The sequence below is a fragment of the uncultured Paenibacillus sp. genome (genome assembly GCF_963515335.1).
Lineage (GTDB): Bacteria > Bacillota > Bacilli > Paenibacillales > Paenibacillaceae > Paenibacillus_I.
In genome coordinates this window covers 19530-38592 of the sequence record NZ_CAUPYC010000039.1, presented here as the reverse complement: position 1 = coordinate 38592, position 19063 = coordinate 19530, and the positions used below count along the sequence as shown (strand labels likewise).

Here is a 19063-nt window from a genome sequence, read left to right as displayed (position 1 = left end):
CCATGTAACCTGCAAAATGTCGCTTATTCGCCCGCCGTCCGCCTCCCGCCACCATATAACCTGCAAAATGTTGCTTATTCGCCCGCCGTTCGCCTCCCGCCACCATATAACCTGCAAAATGTCGCTTATTCGCCCACCGTCCTCCTCCCGCCACCACGTAACCTGCACTATGTCGCTTACTTTCAGGTTCCCTCTAAGTTAAATTCTTATCAATTAATAAAATTGCACGGCTTTATCGGTGAGTACATACGTATGGTGGCGTTGTGTGCTGATACCATTCGGTTTGATCATCCCCTTCTCCATAAGGCTGCGCAATACACGGCGGCTTACCCGCTCGCCGGCTTGCAGGCAGATACTTACATCACCGAATTTGAAAGCTCCGTTCCATCGCAAAGCGTAACGGATTACCTCCCGTTCGTATACGGTTAATTGTGCGCTTTTACTGCCTGCCGCTCCCCCGAATCGTCCCAGTAGTTCATATACCGCGCGTCGGCAAAGTTCCGGTTTCTTATCGAGCTCATCCCAGCTGAACGGGACATACTTACAGTCGTAAAGCGCCAGTGTGCGCTGCCGCATTTTCTCAAAATTAAATCGATCGCGTGTGATATTCTCCGCATGTGCCACAAAGCCCTCGCTTTCAAAACCCAGACGAAACGGCTGATAAAACACGTCTATGTAGATCCGTACACCCGACATACTCACCAGCTCGTGTTCCATGATCATGCCCTCGAAGGAGCCGAAAACTGGCCGCAATATCCCGGCAGTGCCGGATTCAAATTCGCCTGTGTTTCTGAACTTAGCCATTCAACGTTTAAAACAAACAAAAACGCCGCCCAATCCCCCCAGGGATCAAGCGGCGTGTGCTTCACGCAGCAATATTTATTTTGTGCAAAAATGCCCCACTTTCTCAGCCCCGAAGCGCCTTCGCTGCAATGTCGGAACGGTAGTGCATGCCTTCAAACGAGATCATGCCCGCCGCTTCGTACGCCCGCGCGCGCGCTTCGGCGATGTCGCGGCCGCGGCCGACGACGCCCAGCACCCGGCCGCCGCTGGTGACGAATTCGCCGTCCTCAAAAGACGTTCCGGCATGGAACACCAAAGCGCCTGCCGCCTCCGCATCCTTCAAGCCGCTGATAACGCGGCCCTTCGGATAAGATGCCGGGTAGCCTTCCGACGCGAGGATCACGCACACCGCCGCTTCGTCGCTCCACTCGATCTCAAGCTGATCGAGCCGCCCGTTGACCGCCTCCAAAATAATATCGACCAGATCGGTTTTCAAACGCGGCAGCACGACCTGTGTCTCCGGGTCCCCCATGCGCGCGTTGAACTCGATCGTTTTCACGCCGTTCGCGGTAATCATCAGGCCGGCGAACAGCACGCCGCGGAACGGACGCCCTTCGCTGACCATCGCCTTCGCGGTCGGTACAATAATATGGTCAATGGCATCCTGCACCAAAGCCGGATCGATATGCGGCAGCGGCGTATAGGTGCCCATGCCGCCGGTATTCGGGCCCTCGTCGTTGTCGAACACCGGCTTGTGATCCTGCGCCGGCACCATCGGCCGCACCGTCTCGCCGTCGACGAACGCCAGAATCGACATTTCCTGTCCTTCGAGGAACTCTTCAATCACGACCTGACTCCCCGATTCCCCGAACACCTTGTCCATCATCATGCCGCGCAGCGCTTCTTCGGCTTCCTCCAGCGTGCGTGCCACTGTAACGCCTTTGCCGGCGGCCAAGCCATCCGCCTTCACGACGATCGGCAGCGGCTGCGCCCGCAAATAGGACAGCGCCGCTTCATAGTCGGTGAACGTTTCGTAGGCCGCCGTCGGGATCGCGTATTTCTTCAGCAGCCCTTTCATGAAAATTTTGCTGCCCTCGATTTCCGCCGCATTCTTGCGCGGTCCGAAAATCGGGATGCCCGCTTCCTCGAACGCATCCACGATTCCCGCCGCCAGCGGGTCGTCCGGACCAACCACAACCAGATCGACGGCATGATCGCGGGCGAACCGGATCAGATCCGCAAACCGGTTCACCGGAATCGGCACGCATTCCGCCAGTTGGGCGATGCCGGCGTTCCCCGGCGCGCAATACAGCTTGCTGACCTTCTCGCTTTTCTTAAGCGCCCAGACGATGGCGTGCTCCCGCCCGCCGCCGCCGATGACCATTATCTTCACCACGATGACCCCCTAAAGCAAATTCCTGCCCCGAGCCCAGTGCCGGTTAGAACCAACACAGCCGGGAGTTCGGCTCCAATCCTGTCCACGGCGCGTTTCGCGCGCTTTACGGCGACTGAACCATATGTCCGTACCGCGCACCAAGCGGATCAATGCTTGAAATGGCGCACGCCCGTCATTACCATCGCGATGCCGTTCGCGTTGGCGACGGCGATCGACTCCTCGTCCTTGATCGAGCCGCCCGGCTGAATGACCGCCGTAATGCCCGCCTTGGCCGCAAGCTCCAGCGTATCCCCCATCGGGAAAAACGCATCGGACGCCAGCACGGCCCCGCGCGCCTTGCCGCCCGCCTGCTCGATCGCGATGCGGGCCGCGCCGACGCGGTTCATTTGGCCGGCGCCGACGCCGACCGTCATGTTGTCGGATGCGAGCAGAATCGCGTTCGACTTCACATGCTTCACGACCTTCCAAGCGAACAGCAGCTGCTTCAGTTCCTCCGCGGTAGGCTGGCGCTCGGTTACGACCTTCAGGTCGGCGTCGCTCAACGTATGCACGTCGCTCTCCTGGACGAGCATGCCGCCTTCCACAGAGGTGATCAGCCATTCCGGCTTGCGCTCCTTCGCCGCTGCCAGCTCGCCGAGCTTCAGCAGTCGGATGTTTTTCTTCTTCGTCAGCACCTCAAGCGCGGCCGGCGTGAAATCCGGAGCAATGACGATTTCGAGGAAAATGTCGTTCAGCAGCTCCGCCGTTTCCACCCCGATCGCCCGGTTCGCGGCGACGATGCCGCCGAAGATCGAGGTCGGGTCGGCGGCGTACGCCTTTTGATACGCTTCGTGAACGTCCGCGCCGATTCCGACGCCGCAAGGGTTCATATGCTTGACCGCCACAACCGCCGGCTCGTCGAATTCCTTCACGATCGCCAGCGCGGCGTTCGCGTCGTTGATGTTGTTGTACGACAGCTCCTTGCCGTGCAGCTGCTCCGCCGTCGTGATGCTGCCGGCGCCAGCAAGCGGCTTCGTATAGAACGCCGCCTTCTGGTGCGGATTTTCGCCGTAACGCAGATCCTGAACCTTCTCGTAAGTAACCGTGTAGGATTCGGGCAGCATTTCACCTTGCAGCTTGGACAGATAATCGCCGATCAGGGCATCGTAGGCGCCGGTGTGGCGGAACACCTTTGCCGCCAGCCTTTTGCGAGTCTCGAGCGTCGTGTCGCCGCCCGCCTTCACTTCCTCCAGAATGCCCTCGTAATCGGCCGAGTCGACCGCAACCGTCACGAACGCATGATTCTTCGCCGCGGAGCGCAGCATCGTCGGACCGCCGATATCGATGTTCTCGATCGCCTCTTCATAAGAAACATCCGGCTTCGCGATCGTCTGCTTGAACGGATACAGATTGACGACCACCAGGTCGATGTAGTCCAGGTCAAGCTCCTCCATTGTCCGCCGGTGCTCCTCATTGTCGCGGATCGCCAGCAGGCCCGCGTGCACCGCCGGATGGAGCGTTTTGACCCTTCCGTCCAGGCATTCCGGAAAGCCCGTCACATCGGAGATGCCGATGACCGGGATGCCCTCCTTCTCCAGCAGAACCGCCGTGCCGCCCGTGGAAATGATCTCAACGCCCAGTGCCGCGAGCCCGCGCGAAAAGTCGACGATGCCCGTCTTGTCCGATACACTGATCAATGCCCTGCGAATAGCCACACTCGTTGCCTCCCAATAAAATAATGACTTGCCGCTCTAGCTGCGAACAGTATCTGAAGCTATCGTCACATGACGCCCGTCCAGCCGGACCCGGCCGGCCGCGATTTGCGCGACCGCCCAAGGCAGCAGCTCGCGTTCGACCTTTTGCACGCGTTCGCCCAATGTCGACTCCGTATCCCCGTCCAGCACCTCCACCGCCCGCTGCGCGATGATCGGGCCGCTGTCCATGCCGCCGTCCACGTAATGGACCGTAACGCCGGTGACTTTCACCCCGTACTCCAGCGCCTGCCGAATGCCGTTCACGCCCGGAAAAGACGGCAGCAGCGCGGGATGCACGTTGATCATTCGCCCATAATAAGGCTCAACAAGCACCTGTGTAATAATGCGCATGTAGCCCGCGAGCACGATCAGTTCAACGCCCCGCCGCCGCAGCTCCGCCAGAATCTCCGTTTCGTAAGCTTCCCTCGACGCATATGAGTTCGGCGCAAACACGTAAGCTTCAACGCCGGCCTGCTCCGCCCGCGCCACGACGGGAGCCGCCGCTTTGTCGCAAACCAAAAGCCCGATGTCGACATCGAGCCTTCCGTCCGCCGCCGCATCGGCCAGCGCTTGAAAATTGGTGCCCTGCCCGGACGCGAATACGGCGATTTTCAGCTTCTTCATTACACGTCAGCCCCCGTAAAAGTCACCATGCGCGAGCCTTCGGTCACCCGTCCGATCCGGTAAGCCGCCACGCCGAGACCGCCCAGCACGTCGAGCGCCCGCTGCGCCTGCTCTTCAGCCACCACCGCCACGAGCCCGATGCCCATATTAAAGGTCGTGAACATATCGCGGTTCGCAATGCCGCCCTTCTCCTGCATCAGCTTGAAGATCGGCAGAATCGGCCACGAGCCGTAGTCGATCTCGACGTTGACGCCGTCCGGCAGCACGCGCGGAATGTTCTCGATAAAGCCGCCGCCCGTAATATGCGCCATCCCTTTGACCTGCACGCTCTCAATGAGCTTCAGGGCAGGCTTCACATACAGCTTGGTCGGCTCGAGCAGCACGTCGCCGAGCTTGGCGCCGTCCAGCTCCGGCAGCGTATCCTGCAGCGAATAGCCGCTTTGCTCAAGCAGCAGGCGCCGCACCAGCGAGAAGCCGTTGCTGTGCACGCCGCTCGAGGCCAAACCGATCACCGCGTCGCCCGCCGCAATCGCCCGGCCGTCGATGATTTTTTTCTTGTCGACGATGCCGACCGTAAAGCCGGCGATATCGTACTCGTCGGACTCGTACATGCCGGGCATTTCCGCCGTCTCGCCGCCGATCAGGGCGCAGCCGGACTCCTGGCAGCCGTCCGCGATGCCTTTGACGATCTGCTCGATCCGCTCCGGCACCACCTTGCCGCAGGCCAGGTAATCGAGGAAGAACAGCGGCTCCGCGCCCTGCACCACGATGTCGTTCACGCACATCGCGACGGCGTCGATGCCGATCGTGTCATGCTTGTCCATCGCAAAAGCAAGCTTCAGCTTTGTGCCCACGCCGTCGGTGCCGGACACCAGCACCGGCTCCTCGTATTTGTCCTTGTTCAAGCCGAACAGCGCGCCGAACCCGCCGAGGTCGGTCAGCACCTCCGGACGGAACGTGCGCTTGACGTGCTTTTTCATCCGCTCGACCGCTTCATTGCCCGCCGCGATATCGACGCCTGCCTGTTTGTACGCTTCTGACACCAGGGTCACTCCCAACCATTTGGTTTGCCAATCCATGCCGAACCTGAGCCGATCCGGCCAGTCCAGTCCAATGCAATCGATTCAATCGAAAGCCAATCTTATGAAATCCAATCTACAATCCGGCCATGATGCCCGTCCCGTGGCGCGTTGCGGCGCCGCATGGCGGCGATCGAAACCTTAACAGCTGCAGCTTTTCTCGGACGTATAATCGACCGGGGTCGGATAGTCGTTATCGAAGCATGCCATGCACAGCCCGCGGTTATACTCGCCGTCGTTTCCTCCGACCGCTTCCACGAAGCCCTCGTGGCTCAGGAACGACAGCGAATCGGCGTTGATCGCCTGCCGGATTTCCTCGACCGTCTTGGAAGAGGCGATCAGCTCCTTCCGATCCGGCGTATCGATTCCGTAATAGCAGGGATTCGCGAACGGCGGCGAGGTGATCTTCACATGCACCTCGGTCGCGCCGGCTTCGCGCAAAAGGTTGACGATGCGCCGCGACGTCGTGCCGCGCACGATCGAATCGTCGATCATGACGACGCGCTTCCCTTCCACGACCTTGCGGACGGCGCTCAGCTTCATCTTGACGCCCTTCTCGCGCAGCTCCTGGGAAGGCTGGATGAACGTGCGGCCCGTGTATTTGTTTTTGATCAGACCGAGCTCATACGGAATGCCGGTCTGCTCCGCATAACCGATCGCGGCCGAAATGCTCGAATCCGGTACGCCCGTTACGATATCGGCGTCCACGAACGATTCAATGGCCAACCGGCTGCCCATCCGCTTCCGTGCGGCGTGCAAATTCGCGCCGTTGATGTCGCTGTCCGGGCGGGCGAAATAAATGTACTCCATCGCGCAGGTCGCCCGCCGCTCGAGCGGCGCGTAACGCTCCACCCGCATGCCGCTCGCATCCAATACCAGCAGCTCGCCCGGCTGGATGTCGCGTTCGTACTCCGCGCCGATCGTCTCCAGCGCGCAGGTCTCGGACGCGAATACGAAGCCTTCGCCGAGCCGCCCCATCACGAGCGGACGCAAGCCGTGCGGATCGGACGCGACAAGCAGCTTGTCGTTCGTCATCAGCAGAAAAGCGAAGCCGCCGATCAACCGCTGCAGCGCATCCCGCGCCGCGCTGACGAAATCCTTGGGCGAGCGGGCGATCAGATGCGCAATGACCTCGGTGTCGCTCGTCGTCTGGAAAATCGAACCGTGCGACTCCAGCTCGCGGCGGATTTCCGGCGCGTTGACGATGTTGCCGTTCGTCGCGACCGCCAGGTCGCCGTCCCGGTATTTGAACACCAGCGGCTGCGCGTTGGCCAGGCCGCCGCCGCCCGCCGTCGAATACCGGACATGCCCGATCGAACGGTCGCCGGCCAGCGTCTCGAGGTTGTCCTTGCCGAACACCTCTTTGACGAGTCCGAGGCCGCGGTGGTAATTGAACAGCCCGCCCTGCGCCGAATCGACCGTACAGATGCCGCAGCTTTCCTCGCCGCGGTGCTGCAGCGCGTGCAGCCCGTAATAGGAGAGCGAGGCGGCGTCCGGGATGCCGAACACCCCGAATACGCCGCACTCCTCCTTCAATTTATCGAAAATGTCGTCCCGTCCGAGGCCTTCGTTATAATGCCCGCCGCGGTCGGTCCACAGCCTGGACAGCCGTTTCACTTCATCAGACATGGAATCGCATCCTTCCAAACCTTCTCCAGTTGTTCGACCGGCGATTGGATGCCGGCGCTGCCATTGACGTTAACGGTGAGGCTGCTTCCTCCTACGATGCCGATTTCAGTGTGCGTCACGCCTTGGTTGGCGAGCCAATCCTTCAGTTCTCCGGCCTTCTCCGGCTTCGCCGACAGCAGGATGCGCGATTGCGATTCGCTGAACAGCGCCACATCCGGGCGCAGGCCGGTGGAGATGTTCACGGTCGCGCCGAGCCCCCCGCCGCTGATGCAGGATTCGGCCAGCGCGACGGCAAGGCCGCCTTCGGACAGATCGTGCGCCGAAGCGACGAGTCCTTTCTGAATCGCGCCCAGCACGCCGCCCAGCACCCGCTTCTCCAGGTCCAGGTCGAGCGCCGGCGGACGGCCCTCCGTCCGGCCGTGCACCGCGTATTGCAGCTCGCTGCCGCCGAGCTCCGCTTTCGTCTCGCCGATCAGAATGATCACATCGCCCGCGGCCTTGAAGTCTTGCGTCGTGATATGGTCCGTGTCGTGAACGAGGCCGACCATGCCGACGACCGGCGTCGGGTAAATCGCGCCTTTGGCGTTTTCATTGTACAGACTTACATTACCCCCGATGACCGGGGTGTCCAACACGCGGCACGCTTCCGCCATGCCGTCGACCGACTTCTCGATCTGCCAGAACACCTCCGGCTTCTCCGGATTGCCGAAGTTCAGGTTGTCCGTAATGGCGAGCGGTTCCGCGCCGGAGCACACGATGTTGCGCGCCGCTTCCGCGACCGCGATCCGTCCGCCCATCTCCGGGTCCAGGTAGACGTAACGTCCGTTGCAGTCGGTCGTCATCGCCAGCGCCTTCCGCGTGCCGCGAATCGTCACGACCGCCGCATCCGAGCCCGGCTGTACGGCCGTGCTGGTGCGAACCATGTAATCGTACTGGTTGTACACCCATTCCTTGCTCGCCACCGTCGGGGACGCCAGCACCTTGCGCAGCGCTTCGTTCAGATCGGCCGCTTCCGGGTACGCCGCCGTGTCGACCGCCGCATTTTCCGCATAGTACGCAGGCTCCTGCGACGGTTTGCTGTAAATCGGGCACTCGTCGACGAGCGCTTTTACCGGCATATCGCCTACCTGCTCGCCTTTATGGAACAAACGCAGGCGGCCGTCGTCCGTCACTTTGCCGACCTTCGCGCAGATGATGCCCCAACGCTCGAAAATCTCCCGCGCCTGCGCTTCATGCTGCGGTTCGACGACGAACAGCATCCGCTCCTGCGACTCCGACAGCATCATCTCGTATGGTGTCATGCCTTCCTCGCGCTGCGGCACCTCGTCCAGGTACAGCTCGAGGCCGTTGCCGGCTTTGGCCGCCATCTCGGCGCTGGAGCAGGTCAGGCCCGCCGCGCCCATGTCCTGGATGCCGAGCACGATGCCGGTATCGATCAGCTCGAGGCAGGCTTCCATCACGAGCTTCTCCATGAACGGATCGCCCACCTGCACCGCCGTGCGCTTCTCCTCGGATTCCTCGGACAGCTCGACCGATGCGAACGTGGCGCCGTGGATGCCGTCGCGGCCGGTCGCCGGTCCGACGTAGAAAACGGGGTTGCCGACGCCCTTGGCGACGCCCCGCTGGATTTTATCGTGATCGATCAGACCCACGCACATCGCGTTGACGAGCGGGTTGCCCTCATAGCTTTCGTCGAACATGACCTCGCCCGCGACCGTCGGGATGCCGATGCAGTTGCCGTAGCCGGCAATGCCGCCGACCACATGCTCGAACAAATATTTGACGCGCGGATTGTCGAGCTTGCCGAAGCGCAGCGAGTTAAGCAAGGCGACCGGACGGGCCCCCATCGAGAAAATGTCGCGGATAATGCCGCCGACGCCCGTCGCCGCGCCCTGATAAGGCTCGACCGCGGAAGGATGGTTATGCGACTCGATTTTGAACACGACCGCCTGGTTGTCGCCGATGTCGACGATGCCCGCGCCTTCGCCGGGTCCCATCAGGACGCGGGGCCCGGTGACCGGAAACTTGCGCAGCACCGGCTTCGAGTTCTTATAGGAGCAGTGCTCCGACCACATGACGCTGAACACGCCGATCTCAGTATAATTGGGCTTGCGGTCGAGAAAACCGCAGATGAGCTCATATTCATAATCGGTTACGCCGAATTGCGTGTAAATTTTCTGGTCCGCAATCTGCTCCGCCGTCGGTTCCTTAGCCGTTAACTGCTGCGCCATGCCGTTCCCTCCATGCGTTCAAAATCGATGTAAACATCCGCTTGCCGTCCTCCGAGCCGAGCAGCTGATCGACCGCGCGCTCCGGATGCGGCATCATGCCGACGACGTTGCCTTGCTCGTTGCAAATGCCCGCGATGTCGTTCACGGAGCCGTTCGGGTTCGCGCCCGCCTTGTAGCGGAACACGACCCGGTTGTTCGCTTCCAGCTCGTCCAGCGTCTGCTCGTCGCAGTAATAGTTCCCCTCGCCGTGCGCGATCGGAATATCGATGATTTCGCCCTTCGCGTATTGGTTCGTGAACGGCGTTTCGTTGTTGACGACCTCGAGCAGCGCCGGGTGGCAGCGGAATTTCAGGTTGCTGTTGCGCAGCAGCGCGCCGGGCAGCAGGCCCGCTTCCGTCAGAATCTGGAAGCCGTTGCAGATGCCGAGCACGTACTTGCCCGCTTCCGCCGCCTTGCGCACTTCGGCCATCACCGACGTGAACTGCGCGATCGCCCCGCAGCGCAGGTAATCGCCGTAGGAGAATCCGCCCGGCACCAGGATGCAGTCATAGTCGGAAAGGTCGGTCGCCGTATGCCAGACGTAGTCGACCGGCTGTCCGACCGTGTCCTCCACGGCTTTATAGAGGTCGATATCACAGTTGGATCCGGGAAAAACGAGAACCGCGAATTTCATCGGTTTAGCCCTCCAATTCAAAGCGGTAGTCTTCGATCACCGTATTGGCCAGCAGCTTTTCGCACATCGCCTTGATCCGGGCTTCCGCTTCGCCGCGGTCCGCCGTGTCGAGCTCGAGCTCGAGATATTTGCCGATGCGCACTTTATTGACCTCGTCAAAACCCATCGAGTGAAGCGCGCCTTGCACCGCCGTGCCTTGGGGATCCAATACATTTTGCTTGATCGTCACGTAAACCGTTGCCTTCATCGTTGTTCCTGCCTCCTATTCAATGGTCGAGCCGATTGTCATCTATAAAGTCCAGGCCCTGCATCCTGCATCGTGCATCCAGTATCTTACACCAAGCTCTCGCCGGTCAGGCGCCTGTAAATCTCCAAATACCTGCGCGTCGTCTCCTCGACGACGGTCCGGGGCAGCGGGGCGGGCGGGCTGTTCTTGTCCCAGTCCGATCCGGCCAGATATGTGCGCACCGGCTCCTTATCCATGCTGTCGATCTCGATGTCCAGCTCGTAGCTTTCCTTCGCCCAGAAGCGGGAGGAGTCCGGCGTGAACAGCTCGTCGATCAGAATGACCTTGCCGTCGATCAGGCCGAACTCGAATTTGCAGTCCGCCAAAATGATCCCGCGCTCCTCGCAGTAGCCGCGCGCGTATTCATACAGCTTCACACTGCGGTCGCGCAGCTCTTCCGCCAGTCCGGCGCCGACCATCTCCGCCATCCGCTCGAACGGGATGTCCTCGTCGTGGCCGACGTCGTTTTTCGCCGCAGGCGTAAAAATCGGCAGCTCGAGCCGCTGGTTCTTGCGCATTCCGGCCGGCAGCGCGATGCCGTTGATCGCCGACGCTGCCTGATATTGTCTCCAACCGCCCCCTGTGATATAGCCCCGCACGACACATTCGATGTCGATCCGCTCGGCTTTGCGCGTCACCATGATGCGGTCTTTGAGGGCTTCGTGGCCGGTGATGAGCTCGCCCAGCTTCGATACATCCGTATGCACGACGTGGTTCGGCTGCAAATCCGCGGTGCGCCCGAACCAGAAGGCGCTCAGCCGGTTGAGCACATTGCCCTTCTCCGGCACCGCCGGCTCCAGCACATAATCGAACGCGGAAATGCGGTCGGTGACGACGATCAGGTAATGCTCGCCGAGGTCATACAGCTCGCGCACCTTTCCTTTATACAGCAGCGGCGCTTTTACCAAGTGTGCCGCGGCAGCCAACGCTTGCCGGTTCATCGCGTCCGTTTCCCCCTTTTAGATCAGGCCGAGTTTCTTGAAAATGGTGTCGACGTGCTTCAGGTGCCACGCCGGGTTGAAGCAATCGTCGATCTCTTCGGCGGTCAGGCGCGACGTGATTTCCGGGGTCGACTCGATGATTTCGCGGAACTGGCGCTGCTCCTCCCATGCCTGCATCGCGCGCGGCTGCACCGTGTCGTACGCCTGCTCGCGGCTCATGCCCGTGTCGATCAGCTTCGTCATGACGCGGCCGGAGAACGGCACGCCGTACGTGCGCTGCATGTTGCGCTTCATGTTCTCGGGGAACACTTGAAGGTTCTGAATAATATTGCCGAGTCGGTTCAACATATAGTTCAGCAGCATCGTGGCATCGGGCAGAATGACGCGTTCGGCCGAAGAGTGGCTGATGTCGCGCTCATGCCAGAGCGGTACGTTCTCATATGCGGTGAGCATATGGCCGCGAATAACGCGGGACAAGCCGGAAATGTTCTCGCAGCCGATCGGATTGCGCTTGTGCGGCATCGCCGAGGACCCTTTCTGGCCTTTGGCGAAAGGCTCCTCGACCTCGCGGAACTCGCTCTTCTGCAGGGCGCGGATTTCCGTCGCAAACTTGTCGAGCGACGTTGCAATCAGCGCCAGCGTCGCCATGTATTCGGCATGGCGGTCGCGCTGCAGCGTCTGCGTCGAGATCGGCGCCGGCTTCGTGCCGAGCTTCTTGCAGACGAACTCCTCGACGAACGGATCGATGTTGGCGTACGTGCCTACCGCGCCGGAAATTTTGCCGAATTGGACGCCGTCCGCCGCATGCTCGAACCGCTCGAGGTTGCGCTTCATTTCCTCGTGCCAGAGCGCCATTTTGAGGCCGAACGTGGTCGGCTCCGCGTGCACGCCGTGGGTGCGGCCCATCATCGGCGTATCCTTGTATGCTACGGCCTGTCCGCGCAGAATGCCGATGAACCGCTCGAGGTCGGCGCGCAGAATCTCGTTCGCCTGGCGGAGCAGGTAGCCCATCGCCGTGTCGACCACGTCCGTCGAGGTCAGCCCGTAATGCACCCATTTCCGCTCCGGACCGACCGTCTCGGACACCGCGCGCGTAAAGGCGATGACGTCATGGCGCGTCTCGAGCTCGATTTCATTGATGCGGTCGATATCGAAGCTCGCGGACTTGCGCAGCGCCTCGACGTCCTCCTTCGGAATAACGCCCAGCTCCGCCCACGCCTCGCATGCGCAAAGCTCAACCTCGAGCCAAGCCTTGAACTTGTTCTCCTCGGTCCAAATCGCTCTCATTTCCGGTCTGCTGTAACGCTCCAACATGATGGCTCATACCCTCCAAATATTCGTTTCGGAAATCCAGGCCAGCGCCGCTTCGGTGTCCGAGGCGAGCACGTTCACATGGCCCATTTTCCGTTTGTGTATCGCTTCGCTCTTGCCGTACAAATGCAGCTTGGGGGCGACGTTGAGCCGTTCGGCCTGGGCTGCCCTGTCGCGGTCGGCCAGATGGTCGACCAGAGGTGCGACGTGCTCGCCGAGCACGTTGACCATCACCACCGGCGTCAGCAGCGCGGTGTCGCCGAGGGGCAGGTTGCAGACGGCGCGCACGTGCTGCTCGAACTGCGACGTCCGGCAAGCCTCCATCGTGTAGTGTCCGCTGTTGTGCGGGCGCGGCGCCAGCTCGTTGACGTACAGCCCGTCCGATGCCGACCAGAACAGCTCGACCGCGATCAGTCCGACCGCTTTAAGCCCTTCGGCGATGCGTGTGGCGAGCCGCTCCGCCTCCTTGAGCGTTTCGGCCGGAACTCTGGCAGGTACGATCGACAGATGCAGGATATTGTCCACATGGATATTCTCTGCAACCGGGAACGCTTTTATCTCACCCTGCGGGCTGCGGGCCGCAATAACGGACAATTCCTTGTCGAACTTGATGAATTGCTCCAGGACAAGCTCCGTTCCGGCGGCGCTGAGCGATTCGTAGGCGCGTGCGATTTCGGCTTCGTCGCGGATGACCCACTGGCCTTTGCCGTCGTAGCCGCCGGTCGCCGTCTTCAGCACGCACGGCAGGCCGAAGCGGCGGACGGCCTCGCGCAGCTCGTCCAGGCTGCGGATTTCCGCATAGGGCGCCACCCGAACGCCGGCCGCCTCGATCGCGCGCTTCTCGCGCAGCCGATGCTGCGTCGTATAGAGCAGCTCGCTGCCCTGCGGCACGTACGATTCGGCCATCAGCATGGCGGCGACGCCGGCATCGACGTTCTCGAACTCGTACGTGATGATTTCGGCGCGTCCGGCAAGCTCGCGCGCCGCTGCGAAGTCGCCATAGTCGGCGACGATCTGCGAGGCGACCTGGCCGGCCGGCGCATCGGTTGCCGGATCGAGCGCGACGAAGCGGTAGCCCATCGCGCTGCCGGCGAGCGCCATCATCCGGCCGAGCTGGCCGCCGCCGAGCACGCCGATCGTGGCGCCGGGGAGGATCGTGCGCGGCTTGGCCGCGTTGGAGCCGGCTGCGGCTTGGCCGGCACTGCCGATGGCGGCAGCGGCGTGGGCGGCGTTATCGTTGCCGGCTTGCCCGGCGCTAACGCCCGGTAAGTTGCGATGCTCGCTCATAGCGTCTCACTGCTTTCCAGCACCTCGCGCTCGATCCGCTCGCGGCGCTGCCGCACGCGCGCCTGAACAGCCGGGTCGAAGGCGCCGATCATTTGCGCGGCCAGCAGGCCGGCGTTGGTGCCGCCCGCGTTGCCGATCGCCACGGTCGCGACCGGGATGCCGCCGGGCATCTGAACGATCGACAGCAGCGAATCGAGCCCGTTCAGATTCGACGACTTCACAGGCACGCCGATGACCGGCAGAACCGTCTTCGCTGCGACCATGCCCGGCAGATGCGCGGCTCCGCCGGCGCCGGCGATGATCACTTTAAGGCCGCGCTCGGCCGCCGTCTCCGCGTATCGGAACATGAGGTCCGGCGTGCGGTGCGCGGAGACGACTTTCTTTTCATACGGAATTTGCAGTTCCTCCAGAACGTCACAGGCCAACTTCATCGTGTCCCAGTCGGACTTGCTCCCCATGATGACGCCCACGATTGCTGTCATGTCGATTTCCCGCTTTCTATTATTAAATTCACTCTGCTACGGTTTGATTGTCGATTGCCGGCGGGAGGAAGACGGGAAAACTTCCTGTTAATTATGCATTACGTAGCCCTTCTCATCGACATAGGAGGAAAACCTCCCGCTAGCGAATTGGCATGCCGCCGAATCCCATTAAACCGTGCCTGATTAGAAGGACGTTTTCCCGCTAACCACACCTATCACGGTATCGAGTTGCATTTGCCGGAGGATTTCCCGCTATTTTTAGCATGGCTATCCTTTTGTCCGTTTAACAAGCCAATCCACACCAAACTTTAACAGAGCCTTCAATTGCTTTATGGGCAAAAAACGCAAAAATCCCGTCGGTATGCGCCGCCATATGGCGGAACCGAAGCGGGACACAAGCCGTTAAGAAACGGGATTGCCTCCCTCTGTGCGCAATCATGTCTGACGGCCTCAGCCGGTGGTTGGACGATGAAGACAGCAGAAGGCTGCCCCTGGCGGGGCAACCTGTTTCTTGAAATGCGGCTCGTAGTCCGAAAATTTACGGTTCTCGGGTAGAAACTTCCGGGCCTTATTCCCGGCATTATACGAGTGGTTTCGAGCTGTTTGCCGAAGCCTATTTCAGTGTACCAACCTGCCCAAGCGATGTCAACCGCCGAAAAGCGTTAAATACGAACATTAAAAACAAGTTCAAATATAATCGTTCGCTTTTAGGTCGTTCCGCGGAGCAAAGCGGGTCCATCTTCATAAACCTCCCTACGGCGAATAGGTGTTACCGATAAGAAAGGACGCCTCGCGGCGTCCTCGCTTGTTTTCAATCCTTCGGCCTCGGCTCCAACCCGCAGCAGCTTCTTGTTAAGAACGGTGAATGGGGCTCTTTCGTTACAATTTCTTGCTTGACCATCCTTTTGCACTCAAGCGGCGTTTGCAGAATGGTCTTGTCCGCTCAAATGTTAATCAAGTGTTGTCTTCCAAAGGAGTGCTTAAAAGTCCTATTCATCTGACTCCCATTGACGCTGTTGTACTCAACGCCTTCCGGCGTCATAGATAAGTTCGGACACGAAATCGCCCGGCGAGCGGAGGAGCTCGGAGAGTGCTGAACGCCTTGCAGCGTTACAGATAAGTTCGGTTTGCCGTAAATGTACTGCCAAATACTTCTCCTGCGTGCTCAACGCCTTTCGGCGTCACTGATAAGTTTGGAAGCGAAGACGAGGAATGCACCGGCGGCGTCTCCGGGTACTCAACGCCTTTCGGCGTCAGATAAGTTCGGATCTGCCCTCGCGAAGCCGAACGGTCATGCTCGAAGTGCTCAACGCCTTTCGGCGTCATAGATAAGTTCGGTCGGCGATAGCGGCTTTGATAGCTTTTGCTGCTTGTGCTCAACGCCTTTCGGCGTCATAGATAAGTTCGGGCATCTGTGGTCAGCGTGTCCAAAGCGACATCCAGCGTGCTCAACGCCTTTCGGCGTCATAGATAAGTTCGGTCGTCTGTTAAGAGGCCCGATTGATTGTCTTTTTGGTGCTCAACGCCTTTCGGCGTCATAGATAAGTTCGGACAAGCAGGCAAATCTATCCCCCACCGCCCCCGTGGAGTGCTCAACGCCTTTCGGCGTCATAGATAAGTTCGGTTGATTTCGTCGCATATTGCTTGGCATTGATGATTAATTGTGCTCAACGCCTTTCGGCGTCATAGATAAGTTCGGCTTGCGGGGCAGGACAACGCAACGGGCCGAGTTTAGTGCTCAACGCCTTTCGGCGTCATAGATAAGTTCGGTCGCAGATCTCCAGATCCTTCTCGAGGTCGCGGGTAATGTGCTCAACGCCTTTCGGCGTCATAGATAAGTTCGGTCGCAAAATGCCGGAGATTATATCAAAAATCATTACATGTGCTCAACGCCTTTCGGCGTCATAGATAAGTTCGGGCTTCGCCCTTTCGGTCACGCTTAATCGGGTTGCCGGGTGCTCAACGCCTTTCGGCGTCATAGATAAGTTCGGCAGCGACTTTTCGATCGTCCGCCAGTTGAGTGTGATCGAGTGCTCAACGCCTTTCGGCGTCATAGATAAGTTCGGTGTCCTTGTTTGCCTGCTTCACCATACAAGTCACCTCAGCGGGTGCTCAACGCCTTTCGGCGTCATAGATAAGTTCGGCTTACTTATGGGAGCGAGATGCAACCGGGCGAATCGATGTGCTCAACGCCTTTCGGCGTCATAGATAAGTTCGGACGCGGCTGGCTCAATGCCGAATCGTTATACGTAGTGCTCAACGCCTTTCGGCGTCATAGATAAGTTCGGCTTGCTCGCTTTCCCCGTCGTTAAATAATAAACCCGTGCTCAACGCCTTTCGGCGTCATAGATAAGTTCGGCTTTTCCGCGAACCCGATGCCCAGGGCGGCATCCGGCAGTGCTCAACGCCTTTCGGCGTCATAGATAAGTTCGGCTTCCTTCGATTTTTCATAACCTTCTTGTATTTCTGTGCTCAACGCCTTTCGGCGTCATAGATAAGTTCGGAGACCTTGTGTTCATGGACGTTACGGCGCGCGCTGCTGTGTGCTCAACGCCTTTCGGCGTCATAGATAAGTTCGGAATTGTTCCATTGCCATCGGGGAATCGAAGTACTTCGTGCTCAACGCCTTTCGGCGTCATAGATAAGTTCGGCAGCTGGACATCGAGCACGTCGCCGACATTTTTAAGTGCTCAACGCCTTTCGGCGTCATAGATAAGTTCGGTGTCACACATATACGTATCGTCGTAGCCTACGCCGTGCTCAACGCCTTTCGGCGTCATAGATAAGTTCGGCCCTACCTGACTCGGGCAAGTCAGGCGACGGGGATACCGGTGCTCAACGCCTTTCGGCGTCATAGATAAGTTCGGCGTATCGACTTCCCAACCGCCATTCTTACCCCAGTACGGGTGCTCAACGCCTTTCGGCGTCATAGATAAGTTCGGTCGGCATCAGCCTGGAAGAGCTCTCCGCGTCGATCGGGTGCTCAACGCCTTTCGGCGTCATAGATAAGTTCGGAGCGATAGAACCACCAAACCCCAACCATTAATTTGGTGCTCAACGCCTTTCGGCGTCATAGATAAGTTCGGATAGTCAGGCGGTCAACAGATACGTTTAACACTTCGTGCTCAACGCCTTTCGGCGTCATAGATAAGTTCGGACGGTCCCGATGCAATTAGATATTTCTGCAGCATGCGGAGTGCTCAACGCCTTTCGGCGTCATAGATAAGTTCGGTGAGTTGTTCGCGGCACAGGGCTTTCCGAGCAATTACATGTGCTCAACGCCTTTCGGCGTCATAGATAAGTTCGGTTTACACGCGGTGAGACGCCTTCCTTCTTCACAGAGGAGTGCTCAACGCCTTTCGGCGTCATAGATAAGTTCGGCGCTTCCAACCGTTCACGCGCTCCTTGGTGGCCTGTAAGTGCTCAACGCCTTTCGGCGTCATAGATAAGTTCGGATCATCTTGCCTTTTTTTATGGACTCGGAAAACTTGTGTGCTCAACGCCTTTCGGCGTCATAGATAAGTTCGGAAGCAATCACGACCTCGCGGGCATTCGTTAGATCGGCCGTGCTCAACGCCTTTCGGCGTCATAGATAAGTTCGGGCTTATGTGTCTGGTGATGGTCATCGTCCTGTTTGGGTGCTCAACGCCTTTCGGCGTCATAGATAAGTTCGGTGAGCGGTGCCAACCTGAGCGGTGCCGACCTGGATTTGTGCTCAACGCCTTTCGGCGTCATAGATAAGTTCGGATACTTCTCGAGCTGCGTCAGCGCCTTGATTTTGTGTGCTCAACGCCTTTCGGCGTCATAGATAAGTTCGGGAAGAGAGCAAGGTTAACGAGGCGCGCAATTACCGGTGCTCAACGCCTTTCGGCGTCATAGATAAGTTCGGAAAGCGCAATAAGAGCCATTCCCCAACCGTTAATTTGGTGCTCAACGCCTTTCGGCGTCATAGATAAGTTCGGCCACTTGATCCCGGCGTGATTTTTAAAATTAATGGCGTGCTCAACGCCTTTCGGCGTCATAGATAAGTTCGGAGGACCCGGAACGCGTCGCTCGGCTTGTGGACCGCGAGTGCTCAACGCCTTTCGGCGTCATAGATAAGTTCGGCGGGATTAAAAACTATAAACATCAATGGTTTGTGGTGCTCAACGCCTTTCGGCGTCATAGATAAGTTCGGTGAGGGTGTGCCGCCGAACCCAGGAATATTTCAATAGTGCTCAACGCCTTTCGGCGTCATAGATAAGTTCGGCCGTCCGAAAAAACACCTTGAACTCAGATTGAGAGTGCTCAACGCCTTTCGGCGTCATAGATAAGTTCGGGTACGGGAATCGAATTCGAGAATTGCGCAAAAAAGTGCTCAACGCCTTTCGGCGTCATAGATAAGTTCGGTAGTGCCAATAGTCGTCTTGCCCGTCAAAATCAGGCAGGTGCTCAACGCCTTTCGGCGTCATAGATAAGTTCGGCCCATACCAGCACGTCCGCCTGGATCGCCGCGCCGAGGTGCTCAACGCCTTTCGGCGTCATAGATAAGTTCGGACTCGCTTGCCGCCTTTTTGTTGAGCGCCTTGATGTCTTGTGCTCAACGCCTTTCGGCGTCATAGATAAGTT

At 59.3% G+C, this 19063-nt stretch carries 13 protein-coding genes, 1 CRISPR repeat array and 1 riboswitch (1 of these 15 running past the window's edge); all 13 genes read right to left on the bottom strand.

The window, feature by feature from the left end; all coding sequences use genetic code 11:
* Positions 1–213 precede the first annotated feature (213 nt).
* Entirely contained in the window at positions 214–717 is a 504-nt protein-coding gene (locus tag RWM61_RS13115) for a hypothetical protein (RefSeq protein WP_314001450.1), read from the bottom strand.
* Positions 718–907: 190 nt separating this feature from the next.
* The gene (gene purD / locus RWM61_RS13110; protein WP_314001448.1) at positions 908–2176 is read right to left on the bottom strand and encodes a phosphoribosylamine--glycine ligase; all 1269 of its coding nucleotides are present in this window, start codon (positions 2174–2176) and stop codon (positions 908–910) included.
* 149 nt (positions 2177–2325) lie between these two features.
* Positions 2326–3873, bottom strand: coding sequence for a bifunctional phosphoribosylaminoimidazolecarboxamide formyltransferase/IMP cyclohydrolase (gene purH / locus RWM61_RS13105; RefSeq protein WP_314001446.1), 1548 nt, complete (start codon positions 3871–3873; stop codon positions 2326–2328).
* Between the two features lie 36 nt (positions 3874–3909).
* Entirely contained in the window at positions 3910–4536 is a 627-nt protein-coding gene (gene purN / locus RWM61_RS13100) for a phosphoribosylglycinamide formyltransferase (protein ID WP_314001444.1), read from the bottom strand.
* Positions 4536–5579 (bottom strand): phosphoribosylformylglycinamidine cyclo-ligase, encoded by a 1044-nt coding sequence (purM, locus tag RWM61_RS13095; protein ID WP_314001442.1) that lies wholly within the window; start codon positions 5577–5579, stop codon positions 4536–4538. The genes purN and purM overlap by 1 nt, the downstream gene beginning before the upstream one ends.
* A gap of 177 nt (positions 5580–5756) precedes the next feature.
* Positions 5757–7244 carry an amidophosphoribosyltransferase gene (gene purF / locus RWM61_RS13090; protein WP_314001440.1) on the bottom strand — a complete coding sequence of 496 codons (1488 nt, stop codon included), beginning with the start codon at positions 7242–7244 and terminating at the stop codon, positions 5757–5759.
* Positions 7229–9475 carry a phosphoribosylformylglycinamidine synthase subunit PurL gene (gene purL, locus RWM61_RS13085; protein WP_314001438.1) on the bottom strand — a complete coding sequence of 749 codons (2247 nt, stop codon included), beginning with the start codon at positions 9473–9475 and terminating at the stop codon, positions 7229–7231. Before purL ends, purF begins: the two co-directional genes overlap by 16 nt.
* Entirely contained in the window at positions 9453–10148 is a 696-nt protein-coding gene (purQ, locus tag RWM61_RS13080) for a phosphoribosylformylglycinamidine synthase subunit PurQ (protein ID WP_314001436.1), read from the bottom strand. The genes purL and purQ overlap by 23 nt, the downstream gene beginning before the upstream one ends.
* 4 nt (positions 10149–10152) lie before the next feature.
* Positions 10153–10395 (bottom strand): phosphoribosylformylglycinamidine synthase subunit PurS, encoded by a 243-nt coding sequence (gene purS, locus RWM61_RS13075; RefSeq protein WP_314001434.1) that lies wholly within the window; start codon positions 10393–10395, stop codon positions 10153–10155.
* 86 nt (positions 10396–10481) lie between these two features.
* Positions 10482–11375 carry a phosphoribosylaminoimidazolesuccinocarboxamide synthase gene (locus tag RWM61_RS13070; protein ID WP_314001432.1) on the bottom strand — a complete coding sequence of 298 codons (894 nt, stop codon included), beginning with the start codon at positions 11373–11375 and terminating at the stop codon, positions 10482–10484.
* Positions 11376–11393: 18 nt separating this feature from the next.
* On the bottom strand, positions 11394–12689 hold the full coding sequence (gene purB, locus RWM61_RS13065; protein ID WP_314001430.1) for an adenylosuccinate lyase: 1296 nt from the start codon (positions 12687–12689) through the stop codon (positions 11394–11396).
* Between the two features lie 6 nt (positions 12690–12695).
* Positions 12696–13973, bottom strand: a complete 1278-nt coding sequence (gene purK / locus RWM61_RS13060; RefSeq protein WP_314001428.1) for a 5-(carboxyamino)imidazole ribonucleotide synthase — start codon at positions 13971–13973, stop codon at positions 12696–12698.
* Positions 13970–14455 carry a 5-(carboxyamino)imidazole ribonucleotide mutase gene (purE, locus tag RWM61_RS13055; RefSeq protein ID WP_314001426.1) on the bottom strand — a complete coding sequence of 162 codons (486 nt, stop codon included), beginning with the start codon at positions 14453–14455 and terminating at the stop codon, positions 13970–13972. Before purE ends, purK begins: the two co-directional genes overlap by 4 nt.
* 506 nt (positions 14456–14961) lie before the next feature.
* A riboswitch (purine riboswitch) is annotated at positions 14962–15063 on the bottom strand.
* Positions 15064–15471: 408 nt separating this feature from the next.
* A CRISPR array of direct repeats spans positions 15472–19063; the repeat unit is 36 nt; unit sequence GTGCTCAACGCCTTTCGGCGTCATAGATAAGTTCGG (it continues 657 nt past the right edge of the window).

What these genes read in the sequence shown, in the direction of transcription:
- purB (WP_314001430.1), bottom strand. Translation starts at nt 12,689, where the DNA reads ATGTTGGAGCGTTACAGCAGACCGGAAATGAGAGCGATTTGGACCGAG.
- purL (WP_314001438.1), bottom strand. Translation starts at nt 9,475, where the DNA reads ATGGCGCAGCAGTTAACGGCTAAGGAACCGACGGCGGAGCAGATTGCG.
- purF (WP_314001440.1), bottom strand. Translation starts at nt 7,244, where the DNA reads ATGTCTGATGAAGTGAAACGGCTGTCCAGGCTGTGGACCGACCGCGGC.
- RWM61_RS13070 (WP_314001432.1), bottom strand. Translation starts at nt 11,375, where the DNA reads ATGAACCGGCAAGCGTTGGCTGCCGCGGCACACTTGGTAAAAGCGCCG.
- RWM61_RS13115 (WP_314001450.1), bottom strand. Translation starts at nt 717, where the DNA reads ATGGAACACGAGCTGGTGAGTATGTCGGGTGTACGGATCTACATAGAC.
- purE (WP_314001426.1), bottom strand. Translation starts at nt 14,455, where the DNA reads ATGACAGCAATCGTGGGCGTCATCATGGGGAGCAAGTCCGACTGGGAC.
- purS (WP_314001434.1), bottom strand. Translation starts at nt 10,395, where the DNA reads ATGAAGGCAACGGTTTACGTGACGATCAAGCAAAATGTATTGGATCCC.
- purQ (WP_314001436.1), bottom strand. Translation starts at nt 10,148, where the DNA reads ATGAAATTCGCGGTTCTCGTTTTTCCCGGATCCAACTGTGATATCGAC.
- purN (WP_314001444.1), bottom strand. Translation starts at nt 4,536, where the DNA reads ATGAAGAAGCTGAAAATCGCCGTATTCGCGTCCGGGCAGGGCACCAAT.
- purK (WP_314001428.1), bottom strand. Translation starts at nt 13,973, where the DNA reads ATGAGCGAGCATCGCAACTTACCGGGCGTTAGCGCCGGGCAAGCCGGC.